This window comes from Streptomyces sp. BJ20 (assembly GCF_022869105.1).
GTDB lineage: Bacteria > Actinomycetota > Actinomycetes > Streptomycetales > Streptomycetaceae > Streptomyces > Streptomyces griseoincarnatus.
Window position 1 is genome coordinate 1093807 of record NZ_CP094918.1, and the last position, 15886, is coordinate 1109692.

17 protein-coding genes are annotated in these 15886 nt (G+C 73.5%); 10 read left to right on the forward strand and 7 right to left on the reverse strand.

The window, feature by feature from the left end; all coding sequences use genetic code 11:
* Nucleotide 1: 1 nt before the first annotated feature.
* The 3 genes from mshB to MTR79_RS05185 all read left to right on the forward strand — a co-directional run bounded on the left by mshB (nt 2) and on the right by MTR79_RS05185 (nt 3646).
* On the forward strand, nt 2–868 hold the full coding sequence (gene mshB / locus MTR79_RS05175; protein WP_244789367.1) for an N-acetyl-1-D-myo-inositol-2-amino-2-deoxy-alpha-D-glucopyranoside deacetylase: 867 nt from the start codon (nt 2–4) through the stop codon (nt 866–868).
* A complete protein-coding gene (locus MTR79_RS05180) occupies nt 865–1278 on the forward strand; it encodes a DUF6113 family protein (protein ID WP_048455796.1) in 414 nt (137 codons plus the stop codon). Before mshB ends, MTR79_RS05180 begins: the two co-directional genes overlap by 4 nt.
* Before the next feature lie 193 nt (nt 1279–1471).
* Nucleotides 1472–3646, forward strand: a complete 2175-nt coding sequence (locus tag MTR79_RS05185; RefSeq protein ID WP_244789369.1) for a hypothetical protein — start codon at nt 1472–1474, stop codon at nt 3644–3646.
* Between the two features lie 319 nt (nt 3647–3965).
* On the opposite strand, the gene MTR79_RS05190 is transcribed toward MTR79_RS05185, so the two are convergent.
* The gene (locus MTR79_RS05190) at nt 3966–4829 is read right to left on the reverse strand and encodes a transglutaminase-like domain-containing protein (RefSeq protein WP_244789371.1); all 864 of its coding nucleotides are present in this window, start codon (nt 4827–4829) and stop codon (nt 3966–3968) included.
* Between the two features lie 17 nt (nt 4830–4846).
* Nucleotides 4847–5935: a GNAT family N-acetyltransferase gene (locus tag MTR79_RS05195; protein WP_244789373.1), complete on the reverse strand. Its 1089-nt coding sequence runs from the start codon at nt 5933–5935 to the stop codon at nt 4847–4849.
* A gap of 140 nt (nt 5936–6075) precedes the next feature.
* Between MTR79_RS05195 and fdxA the strand changes: the two genes are divergently transcribed.
* Both fdxA and MTR79_RS05205 read left to right on the forward strand, forming a co-directional pair.
* Nucleotides 6076–6393, forward strand: coding sequence for a ferredoxin (gene fdxA, locus MTR79_RS05200; protein WP_004926152.1), 318 nt, complete (start codon nt 6076–6078; stop codon nt 6391–6393).
* 106 nt (nt 6394–6499) lie between these two features.
* Entirely contained in the window at nt 6500–7597 is a 1098-nt protein-coding gene (locus MTR79_RS05205) for a bifunctional succinyldiaminopimelate transaminase/glutamate-prephenate aminotransferase (RefSeq protein WP_086705223.1), read from the forward strand.
* A gap of 137 nt (nt 7598–7734) precedes the next feature.
* On the opposite strand, the gene MTR79_RS05210 is transcribed toward MTR79_RS05205, so the two are convergent.
* Both MTR79_RS05210 and MTR79_RS05215 read right to left on the reverse strand, forming a co-directional pair.
* On the reverse strand, nt 7735–8073 hold the full coding sequence (locus MTR79_RS05210) for an ATP-binding protein (protein WP_086705224.1): 339 nt from the start codon (nt 8071–8073) through the stop codon (nt 7735–7737).
* Nucleotides 8074–8268: 195 nt separating this feature from the next.
* Complete coding sequence (locus MTR79_RS05215; protein ID WP_244789375.1) at nt 8269–9255, reverse strand: heavy metal transporter; 987 nt, start codon at nt 9253–9255, stop codon at nt 8269–8271.
* An 84-nt stretch (nt 9256–9339) separates the two neighbouring features.
* Here MTR79_RS05215 and dapE point away from each other — a divergent pair, with 84 nt between their 5' ends.
* Both dapE and MTR79_RS05225 read left to right on the forward strand, forming a co-directional pair.
* The gene (gene dapE / locus MTR79_RS05220; protein WP_244789377.1) at nt 9340–10419 is read left to right on the forward strand and encodes a succinyl-diaminopimelate desuccinylase; all 1080 of its coding nucleotides are present in this window, start codon (nt 9340–9342) and stop codon (nt 10417–10419) included.
* 120 nt (nt 10420–10539) lie between these two features.
* Nucleotides 10540–11298, forward strand: a complete 759-nt coding sequence (locus tag MTR79_RS05225) for a TIGR00730 family Rossman fold protein (RefSeq protein WP_048455788.1) — start codon at nt 10540–10542, stop codon at nt 11296–11298.
* A 55-nt stretch (nt 11299–11353) separates the two neighbouring features.
* On the opposite strand, the gene folP is transcribed toward MTR79_RS05225, so the two are convergent.
* Nucleotides 11354–12214 carry a dihydropteroate synthase gene (gene folP / locus MTR79_RS05230; protein ID WP_244789379.1) on the reverse strand — a complete coding sequence of 287 codons (861 nt, stop codon included), beginning with the start codon at nt 12212–12214 and terminating at the stop codon, nt 11354–11356.
* Between the two features lie 132 nt (nt 12215–12346).
* Here folP and MTR79_RS05235 point away from each other — a divergent pair, with 132 nt between their 5' ends.
* Both MTR79_RS05235 and MTR79_RS05240 read left to right on the forward strand, forming a co-directional pair.
* The gene (locus tag MTR79_RS05235) at nt 12347–12709 is read left to right on the forward strand and encodes a DivIVA domain-containing protein (protein ID WP_078894994.1); all 363 of its coding nucleotides are present in this window, start codon (nt 12347–12349) and stop codon (nt 12707–12709) included.
* Nucleotides 12706–13296: a DNA-3-methyladenine glycosylase I gene (locus MTR79_RS05240; RefSeq protein ID WP_048455785.1), complete on the forward strand. Its 591-nt coding sequence runs from the start codon at nt 12706–12708 to the stop codon at nt 13294–13296. Before MTR79_RS05235 ends, MTR79_RS05240 begins: the two co-directional genes overlap by 4 nt.
* Nucleotides 13297–13473: 177 nt before the next feature.
* Here the strand turns inward: MTR79_RS05240 and MTR79_RS05245 are convergent, their stop codons facing one another.
* Entirely contained in the window at nt 13474–14277 is an 804-nt protein-coding gene (locus MTR79_RS05245) for an enoyl-CoA hydratase-related protein (protein ID WP_086705229.1), read from the reverse strand.
* A gap of 380 nt (nt 14278–14657) precedes the next feature.
* Here MTR79_RS05245 and MTR79_RS05250 point away from each other — a divergent pair, with 380 nt between their 5' ends.
* Complete coding sequence (locus MTR79_RS05250) at nt 14658–14825, forward strand: DUF3117 domain-containing protein (protein ID WP_003966491.1); 168 nt, start codon at nt 14658–14660, stop codon at nt 14823–14825.
* A gap of 116 nt (nt 14826–14941) precedes the next feature.
* On the opposite strand, the gene MTR79_RS05255 is transcribed toward MTR79_RS05250, so the two are convergent.
* Complete coding sequence (locus tag MTR79_RS05255) at nt 14942–15640, reverse strand: O-methyltransferase (protein WP_078894975.1); 699 nt, start codon at nt 15638–15640, stop codon at nt 14942–14944.
* Nucleotides 15641–15886: the final 246 nt, after the last annotated feature.

Consider the following 15886-nt stretch of genomic DNA (forward strand, 5'->3'; position numbering starts at 1 on the left):
CATGACGGAACTGCCCGAGCGGCGTCTGATGCTGGTGCACGCGCACCCGGACGACGAGTCGATCAACAACGGCGCGACCATGGCGCGCCACGCGGCCGAGGGCGGCCACGTGACGCTGGTCACCTGCACCCTCGGTGAGCGTGGTGAGGTCATCCCGCCCGAGCTGCGGCACCTGAGCGGCGCCGCCCTCGGCGGACACCGGCTGGGCGAGCTGCGTGAGGCCATGGCGGCGCTCGGTGTCACGGACTTCCGGCTGCTCGGCGGGGCCGGGCGGTACAGCGACTCCGGGATGATGGGGCTGCCCGACAACGACGACCCCGGCTGCTTCTGGCAGGCCGACGTCGACCAGGCCGCCGGGCTGCTCGCCGACGTGATCCTCGATGCGCGGCCGCAGGTGCTGGTCACCTACGACGACAACGGCGGCTACGGCCACCCCGACCACATCCAGGCCCACCGCGTCGCCATGCGCGCCGTCGAGCTGGCCGCCGGGCGCGGCTGGGACGTGCCCAAGGTCTACTGGAACCGCGTGCCGCGCTCCGTGGCCGAGGACGCCTTCGCCCGGCTGGAGCGCGACCTGCCCGGCCTCCCCTTCGACAAGGCGGCGTCGGTCCGGGACGTCCCCGGCGTGGTCGACGACGAGCGGATCACCACCGCCGTCGACGGCACCGCGTACGCCGGCGCGAAGGCCGCCGCGATGCGCGCCCACGCCACCCAGATCACCGTCGCCGACCAGCCGTACTTCGTGCTGTCCAACGAGCTCGCGCAGCCGCTGTTCACCACCGAGTACTACGAGCTGGTGCGCGGCGGGCGCCCCGCGGGCCGTGAGGACGACCTCTTCACGGGCGTCGCCACGGGAGAGACGACATGAGCGGCGACCGCGCGCCCCTGATGGCGCAGCCCCTGCGCCCCCCGTCCGCGGGGCGCGCCGCCGCGCTGCTCGGGCTGCTGGTGCTCGGCGCCCTCGTCGGCGTCGCCGGGGCGCTGGTCCAGCCCGCGTGGTTCCCCGGCGGGCTGCTGCTCGCCCTGGCCGGCGAGGCCGGGACCGTGCTCGGGGCGGCGCGGCTGATCCGGAGCCGGTCCGGCGGGATCGCCGTCGCCGCCGGCTGGATGATCACCGTCGTCCTGCTCACGGTCAGCCGTCCGGAAGGCGACTTCCTGTTCGCCGCGGGCAGCGGTTCCTACCTCTTCCTCCTCGGTGGCATCGCCGTGGCTGTGATCTGTGCCACCTTCGGGCCCGGGAGGCAACCGGACGGGGGCCCCGCCCGACTTCGCAAGTGACGTACCACTTCGCCGTGCCAGGGGCGTGATGGTCCGGTGTGGGTTTCCCCGGCGGTACTGGGATACGGGCCGGATATGGCCAGTAAGGTGGTGCGCGCCGCCGAGCCTCCCTCGACCCTCGGCCTCGCCCGAGCTGGGAGGACCCCCACCGTGAGGTCGTGACGGGCGGCGGAGCCAACCGGGAGAACCTGCCTTGAGTCGTGAAACTGACACTCCGTCCTCCGGGCCCAACGGGCGCGGCGGAGCCGCCTACCCGTCGGGCACCCCGCCCTACGGGATCCCGGCGATTCCGGACGAGGGCACGGACGCGGGCCGTCCGGCCGCGCGGCCGGAGGAACGCAAGACCGAGACCACGCTGACGACCCGGATCCGGATCAACATCCCCGGGTCGCGCCCGATTCCGCCGGTCGTCGTGCGCAAGCCCGTCACCGACGCGGACGGCAGGAAGGCGGCCGCCGACACCGAGGCGGCCGCCGGGCCCGCTCCCGCCGCACCCGCCGCCGACCCCGTCGAGCCGCCCGCGCGGCCCGAGACGGCCGACAGGCCCGCCGCCGAGGAGAAGCCCGCGAGCGACTGGTTCGCGCCGCGCAAGTCCTCGGCGGGCAAGCCCGGTCAGGCCGGCGGCGCGGCCAACGGCGCGCCCGCGCCCGGCACTTCCGGCGCGCCCTCCGACGCGCCGTCGGGTGCCGTTCCCAAGGCCCCGGGCGGCGCTCCCAAGGCGCCGGGCGGCCCGTCCGCCCCGAGCAACGCCGGACGTCCCGGCGGCGTGGTCGGCTCCATGGGCGCGCCCGGCGGACCCCGCCCCGGCGGCCCGAAGGCGCCCGGACCCACCGGCGCGGCCGGTGCGACCGGCGGACCCGTGGCTCCCGGGCACGGCGGCGGCACCGGCTCCTTCGACGTGACCGAGGCGCTGGCCGGCGCTCCCGGCGGCAACCGCGCCGACCGTGGCGGCGAACCCCGCCGCGACGACCTGCCGTACTTCGCCGACGATGCCAAGGGCGGCCCTCAGCGCGGCCCCGGCGCCCCCGGAGCCCGTCCGGGCGGCGGCGTGCCCGGACCCGGTCCCGGCGGCCCGCAGGCGCCCGCCGGGCCCACCGGCGGCCCGGTCACCGGGGACGGCCCGATGACCCCGCCTGGCGGCGGCGCGCCCTTCACGGAGGAGCGCACCGGCTCGCACGCGATGCCCGGCGGCGGCCTGAGCGACGACACCGCGATCCTCACCCCGCAGAAGCCCGCCGACCGCGGCTACGCGCGCCACGACAACGTCTCCGGGCACACCGTGACCAGCGGCATCCCGGTGATCCCGCCGAGCGCCTCCTTCGACGCGCCCGGCACGGGCCCGAACGCCCCGGGCCCGCACACCCCGCCCAAGCTGCCCGAGCCGGTCAGCCCGCCCCCTTCGGGCTCCGCCAAGGCGCCGAAGAAGAAGGGCCGCAGCAAGCTGGTCCTCCTCGCCACCGGCGTCGTCCTCGTCGCCGGCGTCGCCTACGGCGCGGGCCTGCTGATGAACCGTTCCGACGTGCCCAAGGGCACCACGGTGCTCGGCATCGAGATCGGCGGCGGCACCCGCGACGAGGCCGTGAAGAAGCTCGACGGCGCGCTCGACGGGCGGCTCGACAAGCCGCTCAAGCTGTCCGTCGACGGCAAGACCTTCGCACTCCAGCCGGACAAAGCCGGTCTCCAGGTCGACATCGACGCGACCGTCGGCAAGGCCGCCACCAGCGACTACAACCCGGTCAACGTGATCGGCTCGCTGTTCGGCCAGTCGCGCGTCGTCGAGCCGGAGATCCCGGTCGACCACGAGAAGCTCCAGGCCGCCCTGGAGAGCGCCGCGGGAGGCGCCGGCACGGTCAAGGAGGGCTCGATCACGTTCGAGTCCGGCAAGGCCGTCCCGGTCTACCCGCAGGCGGGCAAGGGCGTCGACGTCGCCAAGGCGGCCGACGTGGTCGCCGCCGCGTACCGCACGCAGGTGGAGACCGGCGCCGCCGCCGCGGTGAGCGTCCCGACGACGACCCAGCAGCCGAAGGTCACCAAGGCCGAGGTCGACCGGATGATGAAGGAGTTCGCCGAGCCCGCGATGTCGGACCGGGTCACCGTGCAGACCGACCCGGCGCACTCGGTGCCGATGAGCCCCGAGAAGTCGCTGTGGAAGTTCCTGCGCGTCGAGGCGGTCAACGGCAAGCTCGTCGAGAAGCCCGACCTGAAGGCCCTGGAGAACCTGTACGGCCAGGCCTTCGACGGCGTGCTCATCACCCGCGGCAACGGCGAGAAGACCCCGGTCACCCCGCAGGACGTCTACGGCGCGCTGCGCCAGGCGCTGGTCAGCGAGGGCGACCGTACGGCCGTCATCGAGACGAACGCGAGCTGATCCCGGCCGACGACGACAGCGGCGCCGCACGGAACTCCCCGTGCGGCGCCGCCCTCGTGTCCGCGGGCGCTCGGTGCGTGGCGACCTGGGCGGGGGGCCTTGGCGCCGGCCCTCTCGGGGCAGCGGTGGCGGATGCCGGCCACGGCGGCCTCGGCGCCGACCAGGTCGTCGAGGCGGCGAACGCCGGCAAGCAGGGCTGCGTGACCCCACCGCGGCTCGGCGGTACTCGCGCCGGTGCCCCCGCCGAACGTCGGGCCGGCGAGGCGACGGCGACGGCCGGGCGGAGACGTGCTGTGCCTCGGCGGCAGTCCGGGGCGTCTCAGTTGAGCAGGGCCCGTGCGGCCAGTGCCTCCCCTCGGATGCGGTCCGCGGCCGTCGGGTCCACCGCCGCGACGACCTCCGCGTACGTATCCAGTTCGGCCGCGCCCGTCAGGAACTCGCCGCGCTGGACGAGGAGCTGGGCGCGTTCGTAGCGCAGGCGGGCCGGGTGGGAGGGGAGGAGCAGGGCGAGGTCCAGGGCCCAGAGGCCGACGTCGGTGCGCTCGGGGCGGGTCGCCGCCCAGGCCCGGACGTTGTTCAGGACGCGCGCCACCACCTCCAGCGTCCCCGCGGGGGTCAGCATGGACGGCTCCAGCGGGCCTCCGGTGGCCCCGGCGACCAGCAGCTCCGCGTCCGGTCCTGTCAGCACCCGCCCCCCGTCGAACGGGTCGGCCAGCACCTGCCCGGCGCCTGCCCCGCCCGGGTCGCCGAAGCCCACGACGAAGTGCCCGGGCAGCGCCACGCCGTACACCGGCGCCCCCGCCCGCCGGGCCACCTCGATCCACACCACCGACAGCAGGATCGGCAGCCCGCGCCGCCGCCGCAGCACCTCGTGCAGCAGCGAGGACTCCAGCCGCCGGTAGTCGTCCGCCAGACCGTGGAAGGCGTACCGCTCTCCCAGCAGGTCCCGCAGCGCCACCGCCCACGCGTGCGGCGAGCCCGGCCGGTGCGGCAGCTCGCCCGCCAGCCGGTCCAGCTCGATCTCCACCGCGTCCATGCCGGCCTCGTCCAGCGTGCCGTCGCCCTCCGCTGCCACCAGCAGACACAGCGCGGACAGGCCTGGCCGCTCGCAGCGCACCTCCTCGGCGAACCGCCTGCGCAGTTCGGCGGAGCGCCCGGGCGGCGGGGGACAGGGGGAGCGCATACCCGGTTCGTGCCCGCTCACGACGTCCCGTCACCCGCCGGGGCCGACGAATCCGGAGCAGATCCTTCCGATGCGGGTTCCTCCGGTGCGCGGTAGTGGTGGTACGCATGGTGCGGGGCGAAGCCCAGACGGTCGTACAGTGCCCGTCCGCCCTCGTTGTCCGTCTCCACCTGCAGCCAGGCCGCCGAGGCGCCCTCCTCCAGGGCGCGGGCGGCCAGCGCCGCCATCACGGCCGTGGCCAGACCCTCCCGCCGCCGCGCCGGATCCACCTCGACCGCCGCGAACCCGGCCCACCGGCCGTCCACGACACACCGCCCGATCGCGGCCGGCGCCTCGGCGCCCGGCTCTCCCGGCACGGTCGCGAACCACACGGACGGCTCACCCGGGGCCGGGGCGCCCGGAGATTCTCCGCCCAGCACCCGCAGGGCCACCTCACTGACGCCCTTACGCTGGTACCGAGCCAGCCACGCCTCGTCCGCGTCCCGGGACAGCAGCACCCCGGACGTGCCGTCACCCAGGTCGGCGACCGGGGCCAGTCCGCCCGTCCACAGCTCGGCGGTCACCTCGCGGAGCCACCCGCGCTTCTCCAGCTCCGCGCACAGCAGCTCCTGCGTGCCCTGCGCGCCGGTCGCGGTCTGCGCGTACGCCGGCAGCCCCCGGGCCGCGTACCAGCGGCGTACGGCCGTCAGCGCGTCGTCGAGCGGCAGGCCGGGGTCGCCCAGCGGCAGCACCGAGTTGGCCCGCCGCGTGAACCCCGCGGCCGCCCGCAGCTCCCAGTCGCCGAGCCGCTCGCTCTCCACGGGCCGCCAGCCCCGCGCGGTGATCCGCGCCAGCTCCTCGTAGGACGCGGCCGGACCGCGACGACGCGCCGGGGCGGCCGGGACGACCTTGCCCGCGACCAGCGCAGACTCGGCGACGCGAACACTTTCCCCGCTCTTCCTTGTGATCCGCAACACACCGTTGTCCCATGATGTGAGAACCCCGACCGCGTCGCTGAACTTCTCACCCGAGGGACCATGTTCGATCAAGCTCCTCACGGAGACCCGTTTTCCCACGTCAGCAGCGGTGATACGGACCTCGAGGCGCCCGGCGGCTGAGATTTCCACAGGTCAGTTCACCCCTCCTGTTCGGATCATGCTCCGGAACGGAGATACTAGGGGCGGGCATCGACGACGCCGCGCTCCCGCGCGCCAGGCGGCGGAGCCTGAGGAGGCCCGCCAGCGCCCTATCGAGGAGGAACGACAGCGTGACCTACGTCATCGCGCAGCCTTGTGTCGACGTCAAGGACAAGGCGTGCATCGAGGAGTGCCCGGTCGACTGCATCTACGAGGGCCAGCGGTCCTTGTACATCCACCCGGACGAATGCGTCGACTGCGGCGCCTGTGAACCGGTCTGCCCGGTCGAGGCCATCTTCTACGAGGACGACACCCCGGAGGAGTGGAAGGACTACTACAAGGCGAACGTCGAGTTCTTCGACGAGCTCGGCTCCCCGGGCGGCGCCAGCAAGCTCGGTCTGATCGAGCGGGACCACCCGTTCATCGCCGCGCTGCCGCCGCAGGCCTGATCGTCCCGCAGCGGTCCCGCACCGACGCGTCGCCCTCGGTCCCGTACGGCCTGCCCGCCGTACGGGGCCGAGGCGTTCGCCGAACCAGAAAGTGAGTCCCCCGCCCGTGTCCGCAGTCTCCGACCGGCTGCCCGCCTTCCCCTGGGACAAGCTGGAGCCGTACAAGAAGACGGCCGCCGCGCACCCCGACGGCATCGTCGACCTCTCGGTCGGCACGCCCGTCGACCCGGTGCCCGAGCACATCCAGAAGGCGCTGATCGCCGCCGCGGACTCGCCGGGCTACCCCACGGTGTGGGGCACCCCGGAACTGCGGGACGCGCTCACCCGCTGGGTGGAACACCGGCTCGGCGCCCGCGAGGTGACCCACCGGCACGTCCTGCCGGTCGTCGGCTCCAAGGAACTCGTCGCCTGGCTCCCCACCCAGCTCGGCCTCGGCCCCGGCGACCAGGTCGCCTTCCCGCGCCTCGCCTACCCGACGTACGAGGTCGGTGCCCGCCTGGCGCGCGCCGAGCACGTGGCGTACGACGACCCGACCGAGCTGGACCCCTCGCGGCTGAAGCTGCTGTGGCTCAACTCGCCGTCCAACCCGACGGGCCGGGTGCTGGCCAAGGAGGAGCTGACCCGGATCGTCGCCTGGGCCCGCGAGCACGGCGTCCTCGTCCTCTCCGACGAGTGCTACATCGAGCTCGGCTGGGAGGCGGACCCCGTCTCGGTGCTCCACCCGGACGTCAACGGCGGCTCCTACGACGGCATCGTCGCCGTCCACTCCCTGTCCAAGCGGTCCAACCTGGCCGGCTACCGCGCCGCGTTCCTGGCCGGCGACCCGGCCGTGCTCGGCCCGCTGCTCCAGATCCGCAAGCACGGCGGCATGATGACCCCGGCGCCCACCCAGGCGGCCGTGGTGGCGGCCCTCGGCGACGACGAGCACGTCCGCGTCCAGCGCGAGCGGTACGCGGCCCGCCGCACCGCCCTGCGCGACGCGCTGCTCGGCCACGGCTTCCGCATCGAGCACAGCGAGGCCAGCCTCTACCTGTGGGCCACGCGCGACGAGTCCTGCTGGGACACCGTCGCCCACCTCGCCGACCGCGGCATCCTGGTCGCCCCCGGCGACTTCTACGGCCCCGCCGGCGACCGCTTCGTCCGCGTGGCCCTGACCGCGACGGACGAACGGGTGCGGGCAGCGGCCGCCCGCCTCACCGCCTGACCGCGCACCGAGACCGTCCGCGGGCACACCGAGGCCGTTCCAGGTACTCCGAGACCGTTCCAGGCGCACCGAAGGGGCCCGGGGGGAGAGATCCCGGGCCCCTTCGGTTTCGCCGGGGGTCGCCTTCGGCGCAGGGGTCAGCCGAGGGGCAGGCCCTTGACCGGCAGGTTCTTCGTCGGGCCGCTCTTGCCGAGGGAGTCGGTCGGCAGCTCCTTCACCACCGGCACGGCCTTCTTCACGGTCTTGCCCGCGGCCGGGGCCACCTCGGTGGCGTCCGGGGTGGTCTTGTCGACGCCCCGCGTCACGTTGTCCACGGTCTTGCCGGGCGCACCGTCCAGGGCGCTCAGCCCGAGGTTCGGGGCGGACGGCAGCGCCGGCGCCGCGCTCGCGGAACCGGCCGCACCGACCCCGGCGGCCGCTCCCGCAGCGACGAGCAGCGCGGCACTGGCGATCCGACGGGTCAGGGGGAGGGACATGGTGCTCCTTCGACGGCAGACAACGGTGGTGTCCGGGCGGACGGTCAGGACCGGCCGACCGGACGCACTGATTACCGCCCGACCGCCGAGAAGGTTGCGCGCGTGTCCGGCAAAGAGTCGGCAATGCGGCGCAATGTCGGACCCGTGCAACGCCTCCGGGTGATCACTCGCACGCCTGCTCGGCAATGCCCCGGGCTACCGCCCGGTGGTGATCCGGACCGAGTCCGCTTCCCCGTCCGATCCCGCCGGCGCCTTGCCGTCCAGCGGCCGCCACTGACTGTCGGTGTGCCCGGCGACCCACTCCCGGCCGGCGTAGGAAACACTCCGTATGTGCAGCTCGGAGGCGTTGGCCACGGCCCAGTGGGCCAGCTGCCAGCCCCGCGCCCCGGCGTCCCGCCGGTCGCCGGCAACGGTGGTGACCGGCAGCGTCACGATGCCGTCGCCGGATTCCGCTTCCGTGCCGGACGGCTCCGGGGAGGAGGCCCGCCCCTTGCCGTCGTCCACCTCGGCGCCCGCCGGCTCCAGCACGTCCCGCCCGAAGTCCCGGGCCAGCGCGGCCCGCACCGCGTGCGCGCCCTTCGCCCGGGTCGCCGCCGGGCGGCCGTCGCACGTCAGCGTCGCCCCCGAACGCCCGGTGAGGGCGGCCGCGAGCAGCGTGGCGTCCGGCTCGTGCTTGGCGTACGCCTGCGGGAAGCCGCTGCGCTGCACCTTCTGCGCGGCCACGGTGAGCGGCAGCCGCGTGTAACCCGGCACCTGCTCCAGGTGCTCGTAGAACTTCACCGACGCGTACGCCGGGTCCATGATCTGCTGCGGCGTGCCCCAGCCCTGCGAGGGACGCTGCTGGAACAGGCCCACCGAGTCACGGTCGCCGTAGTCGATGTTGCGCAGCGCGGACTCCTGGAGGGCCGTCGCCAGCGCGATCGTCACCGCCCGCTCGGGCAGGTCGCGCGCGGTGCCCACGGCGGTGATCGTCGCCGCGTTCACCGCCTGCTCGGGGGTGAACGCGTAGGTCGCGCCGTCGCCCTTGCCGGACACGACCTTGCAGCCGGGGCCGCCCGTGCCTCCGGTGACGTACTGCACCACGAGGTAACCGGCGACCGCTGACAGCACCGCGAAGGCCGCGCCGCAACGGAGCAGACGGCCACGGCGCTTGCGCTGGGGAGTGGGGGACGGCTCTGGCACGCGTACAAGGTACTGGAGAGTACGGTCCTGTGTGACCCAGGTGTGGACAGTGGTCCGTGAGCCGCCCGCGCTAGGGTCGGCGGCATGTCCGACACCCCGCTTGACCTCACGCTGGACGCCGCGCGCCTCACCGCGCAGCTCGTCGACTTCCCCTCCGAGAGCGGCACCGAGAAGCCGCTGGCGGACGCGATCGAGACGGCGCTGCGCGCGCTGCCGCACCTGACGGTCGACCGGCACGGCAACAACGTCGTGGCCCGCACCCGTCTCGGCCGCCCGGAGCGGGTGATCCTCGCCGGCCACATCGACACGGTGCCGATCGCCGGCAACGTGCCCTCGCGCCTCGACGAGGACGGCGTCCTGTGGGGCTGCGGCACCTGCGACATGAAGGCGGGCGTCGCCGTCCAGCTGCGCGTCGCGGCCACCGTCCCCGAGCCCAACCGCGACCTCACCTTCGTCTTCTACGACAACGAGGAGGTCGCCGCCGACCTCAACGGCCTGGGGCACGTCGCCGAGGCGCACCCCGACTGGCTGGAGGGCGACTTCGCGGTCCTCCTGGAGCCCTCCGACGGGCAGGTCGAGGGCGGCTGCCAGGGCACCCTGCGCGTGCTGCTGAAGACCTCCGGCGAGCGTGCCCACTCCGCGCGCGGCTGGATGGGCGCCAACGCCATCCACGCCGCCGCCCCCATCCTCCAGCGCCTCGCCTCCTACGAGCCCCGGTGGCCGGTCGTCGACGGCCTGGAGTACCGCGAGGGCCTCAACGCGGTCGGCATCTCCGGAGGCGTCGCCGGCAACGTCATCCCCGACGAGTGCGTCGTCACGGTGAACTTCCGCTACGCCCCCGACCGCACCGAGGAGGAGGCCCTGGCGCACGTGCGGGAGGTCTTCGCGGACTGCGGCGTCACCGAGTTCGTCGTCGACGACCACAGCGGCGCGGCCCTGCCCGGCCTGTCCCACCCGGCCGCGGCGGCCTTCATCGAGGCGGTCGGCGGCACCCCGCAGCCCAAGTACGGCTGGACCGACGTCTCCCGCTTCTCCGCGTTGGGGATCCCCGCCGTGAACTACGGCCCCGGCAACCCCCACCTGGCCCACAAGCGGGACGAGCGCGTCGACACCGCCAAGATCCTCGCGGGGGAGGAACGGCTGCGGTCCTGGCTGACCGCCTGACCCCCGTACGGGCGGATGCGCGTTTGGAAGGCTCTCCCGTGGACATGCTGACGTCCCCCGCACGTAACCCGCGTAGATCTACGCTGAGGCGGTACGACCTGGCACACGGAGGGAGCGCACATGGCTACGGGCAACCCTGAGGGGAAGCGGCAGCCGCCGGAGGAGAAGCGCCTGGGGCCGGTCCTCCGCCGGCGCGGTCAGGTGGACTCCAGCACCACCGACCAACGGCTGCTGGACGAGCGCGCGCCGAGCGACTGGGTGCACACCGACCCCTGGCGGGTGCTGCGCATCCAGTCGGAGTTCATCGAGGGCTTCGGCACCCTCGCCGAGCTCCCGCCCGCGATCAGCGTCTTCGGCTCCGCCCGCACCCCCGCGGACTCGCCCGAGTACGACGCGGGGGTGCAGCTCGGCCGCGGCCTGGTCGAGGCGGGCTTCGCCGTCATCACCGGCGGCGGCCCGGGCGCCATGGAGGCGGCCAACAAGGGCGCCCTGGAGGCCGACGGCGTGTCGGTCGGCCTCGGCATCGAGCTGCCCTTCGAGCAGGGCCTGAACCGGTACGTCGACATCGGTCTGAACTTCCGGTACTTCTTCGTCCGGAAGATGATGTTCGTCAAGTACGCGCAGGGCTTCGTCGTCCTGCCCGGCGGCCTCGGCACGCTCGACGAGCTCTTCGAGGCGCTCACCCTGGTGCAGACCCAGAAGGTCACCCAGTTCCCCATCGTGCTGTTCGGCACCGAGTACTGGGGCGGCCTCGTCGACTGGCTGCGCTCCACGGTGATCGGCCAGGGCAAGGCGGCCGAGAAGGACCTGCTGCTGTTCCACGTCACGGACGACGTGGACGAGGCCGTGGCCCTGGTCTCCAAGGAAGCGGGCCACTAGAGGCCCACGGGCCCGCGGGGCGGCCGGGGCGACGACCCGGCTGCCCCGGCTTCCGTCACGCCAGCCCGCGCCGCGCCACCGCCGGCTCCCGGTCCCCGGCGATCGACGACACCATGTCCAGCACCTGACGTGTCTCGGCGACCTCGTGCACCCGGTACACCCGGGCGCCCAGCCACGCCGACACCGCCGTCGTCGCGAGCGTCCCCACCACCCGCTCCTTCACCGGGCGGTCCAGCGTCTCGCCGACGAAGTCCTTGTTGGACAGCGACACCAGCACGGGCCAGCCGGTGGCCACCATCTCGCCGAGCCGCCGGGTCGCCTCCAGGCTGTGCCGGGTGTTCTTCCCGAAGTCGTGCCCCGGGTCGATCATCACCGACTCCCGCTCCACCCCCAGCTCCACCGCCCGCTCGGCCAGCCCCAGGGTCACGTCGAGGATGTCCGCCATCACGTCGTCGTACGTCACCCGGTGCGGCCGGGTCCGCGGCTCGGACCCGCCCGCGTGCGTGCACACCAGCCCCGCGCCGTACCGCGCGGCCACCTCCGCCAGACGCGGGTCCACGCCGCCCCACGCGTCGTTCAGCACGTCCGCGCCCGCCTCGCACACGGCCTCGCCGACCTCGTGCCGCCAGGTGTCCACGCTGATCACCACGTCCGGGAAGCGGCGGCGCACCTCGGCCACGAAACCGGCCGTCCGCCGCACCTCCTCCTCGGCCGACACCTCCTCGCCGGGCCCCGCCTTCACCCCGCCGATGTCGATGATCGCGGCGCCCTCGGCCACCGCCTGCTCCACGCGCGCGAGCGCCGGCTCGTCGCGGAAGGTGGCGCCCTGGTCGTAGAAGGAGTCCGGGGTCCGGTTCACGATCGCCATGATCACCCGCTCGTGCGGTGCGAATTCCCGCCTGCCCAGCCTGAGCATCCCTCGGAACCTCTCCTCGTCCGGCCGTCCGGGCCGCCTCCGTCCGCCCGGCGGTCCCGACTGTCAGACTCGCATGGCACGATCGGAGCCACACATCCGACTCCGACTCATCCGACCGTGGGGGCCCCGGCGATGGTTATGTTCCTGTTCCTGGTCGTCGCGCTGGCCGTCGTGGTGGGCGCGGTGACCCTCGCCGTGGTGGGCGGCGGCGACAACGCCCCGCTGCCCGAGGCGGCGCCGGAGCGGCTCCAGGACTCCCTGCCGCCCGACCGGCCGGTCAGCCGCGCGGACGTCGACCGCCTGCGCTTCCCGCTCGCCGCCCGCGGCTACCGCATGGCCGACGTGGACGACGCCCTCGGCCGCCTCGCCGCCGAACTCGCCGAGCGGGACGCCCGCATCACCGACCTGGAGTCCGCGCTGGCCGGAGCCCGCGCCGCCGGGGAGCACCCGTCCATGGACAAGCCCGCCGCGCACCCGGAGGACGATCAGCGGTGAGCGACCCCGTCGGCGAGAAGCCCCTCGGCCCGGACGGCCTGCCGCGCTGCCCCTGGGCGCTGTCCGCCCCGGACTACCTCGCCTACCACGACGAGGAGTGGGGCCGCCCGGTGCACGGCGACGACGCCCTCTTCGAGCGCCTCAGCCTGGAGGCGTTCCAGTCCGGGCTGTCGTGGATCACGATCCTGCGCCGCCGCCCTGGCTTCCGCGCCGCCTTCGCGGACTTCCGCATCGCCGACGTCGCCGCCTTCACCGACGCCGACCGCGAACGCCTGCTGACCGACACGGGCATCATCCGCAACCGCGCGAAGATCGACGCCACGCTGGCCAACGCGCGCGTGCTGGCCGAGTGGAAGCCCGGTGAGCTGGACACCCTGATCTGGTCCCACGCCCCCGAGGAGCCCGGCCCGGTCCCTCGCACCCTCGCGGACGTCCCCGCGGTCACGAAGGAGTCCACGGCCCTGGCCAAGACCCTCAAGAAGCAGGGCCTCCGCTTCGTGGGCCCCACAACGGCCTACGCCCTGATGCAGGCCTGCGGTCTGGTCAACGACCACTTGGAGAAGTGCGCAGCGAGAGAAACGCCCTGAAGGGGCGCGGGGAACTGCACGACCAACCCACCCCTGAAGGGGCGCGGGGAACTGCGCGACCAGCCACGACGAACCGTCACGCGCGGGCCCGCCGCAGCCCTCACCCCCTAGGAGCGCGGGGAACCGCGCGACCAGCCACGACGGAGCCGCACCTCCGCGACCCCGCCGCGACCACCCTCACCGCCCCGAATACCTCGGCTCCTCCTTGTTCACGAACGCCCTGACCGCGATCCCGTGATCCTCGGAGGACCCCGCCCGACTCTGCAGCTCGTCCTCCTTCTCCAGCGTCTCCGCGAGCGAGTGGCTCATCCCGAACGCCACGGACTCCTTCAGCGCCGCGAAGGCAACCGTCGGCCCCTGGGCCAGCCCCCGCGCCACCTTCTCCGCCTCCGCCCGCAGCTCGTCCGCCGGCACGACCCGGTTCGCGATCCCCAGCTCGTACGCCTCCTGCGCGGAGATGTTCCGCGGGAACAGCAGCAGATCCGTCGCCCGGCTCGGCCCGATCACCCGCGGCAGCGTCCAGGAGATGCCCGAGTCCGCGGTCAGCGCGACCCCCGCGAACGACGTGTTGAACTTCGCCGTCTCCGCCACGATCCGGTAGTCCGCGGCCAGCGCGAACCCGAACCCGGCCCCCGCCGCCACGCCGTTCACGGCGGCCACCACCGGCTTCGGCGCATCCGTGATCGCCCGCACGATCGGGTTGTAGTGCTCGCGCACCGTGGACATGGTCTGCCCCGACCCGTTCTCCCGGTCGGCGGCCAGCAGCCCGATGTGCTCCTTGAGGTCCTGCCCGACGCAGAACGCCCGCTCGCCGGCCGCGGTCAGCAGCACGGCCCGTACGGCGTCGTCGTCCGCGGCGGCCCTGACCGCGTCCCGGAGGGCGACCTTCGCCGCGACGTTCAGCGCGTTCATCGCCTCGGGGCGGTTCAGCGTGATCGTCGCGAGTCCGTCGCTCACCTCGTAGAGCACGGTGTCGGCCATGGTCGTATCCCTCCGTGTGCGGCTCGGGACGTACTGACGAGTACGTCCTCTTCCGGAGGACAGCATGACCCAGTTCAGGGATCCCGGCGGACGGCCCGGGTGTGACCTGCGTCAAACCTTCGTGTCGGGATTCCGGCGCCCGAATGTCCATGCGAGGGCGCAGTATGGCAGCCACATCGCCGAATTGAGTGGTTTTGCTCGCGTGCGTTGCCCAAGCGATGCCAACTGATGTTGGTCATCGGGTCCCGCCATGCGGGATAATGGCCTGGAAGCAATGTGTTCGATGCCGGTGGCGTGTGTCCTGCTTCAGGGACCGCAGGTGCCCTTCAGTGGGCCGTCGGCTCAGACGGTTTAGCTGGGTTTCAGGAAGGGGAACGAGCATGGCGGCCATGAAGCCGCGGACGGGTGATGGCCCGCTCGAGGTGACCAAGGAGGGGCGGGGCATCGTCATGCGCGTTCCGCTCGAAGGCGGCGGTCGGCTCGTCGTCGAGCTGACCCCGGACGAGGCCGACGCGCTCGGCGACGCCCTCAAGAAGGTCGTCGGCTGACGCGCAAGCGACCATACCCTTTCAGCCGCCCCGGTGCCGCACGCGGTGCCGGGGCGGCTGTTTGCGCACACGTCCGGGGGAACCGACGTCCATAAAAGGTGGCGCGACACGGCAGGTCACCGCTTCACGGCGCACAGCAGCCCGTCCCCCACGGGCAGGAGCGACGACACCAGCTCCTGGCTCTCGCGAACGGTCCGCACCAGTTCCCGCAGTCGCAGCACCTCCGTCGGCTGGGGGCCGGAGTCCACGGTGCGCCCGTTCGCGAAGACGCCTTCGAAGGCGACCAGGCCTCCAGGGCGCAGAAGGCGCAACGATTCGGCGAGATAGTCCTGGTACTCCTGCCGGTCGCCGTCGCAGAACACCAGGTCGTAGCCCGAATCCGCGAGACGCGGCAGCACGTCCAGCGCGGGGCCGGGGATGAAGCGGGCCCGGTTGCCGGCGAACCCGGCCTCACGGAAGGCCTGCCGGGCCGACTGCTGGTGCTCCGGCTCCTGGTCGACCGTCGTCAGTACCCCGTCCGGGCGCATGCCGTGCAGCAGATGGATCCCCGACACGCCGCAGCCCGTGCCGATCTCCGCCACCGCCTTGGCGTCCACGCTGGCGGCGAGCAACCGCAGAGCCGCGCCCGTGCCGGGCGACACCGAGCGCAGGCCGGCCTCGCCGGCCCGGTCGCGGGCCCAGCGCAGCGCCTCGTCCTCGGCGACATAGGCGTCGGAGAACGCCCAGCTCGTCTGCCGGTTGGCGGTAATGACCCTCTCCTGTCCCCGTGGTTGCCTGGGCGTGACTGTATCCGTTGGCGTCGGGAACCCGCAGATGGGACCAGTCGTTCAAAGGGACAAGAGAGAGGCGTGTGCCGGGAAGGGGGGCGAGGAGTGGACGCGGACGCCGAGCAAGTGCGGGCGCAGTCGTACGAGCCGTGGCAGCCCGAATCAAATTCTCGTAAAACCGCTTATCCGGAGCTAACGGGCGAGGTGGCTATGGTAGGGGCTCCACTGGACACCACCAGAGCCGACAGGGGAGGTGCGGCTGCGCCCGTGGATCGTGCGGGAGTGCTGCGGCGC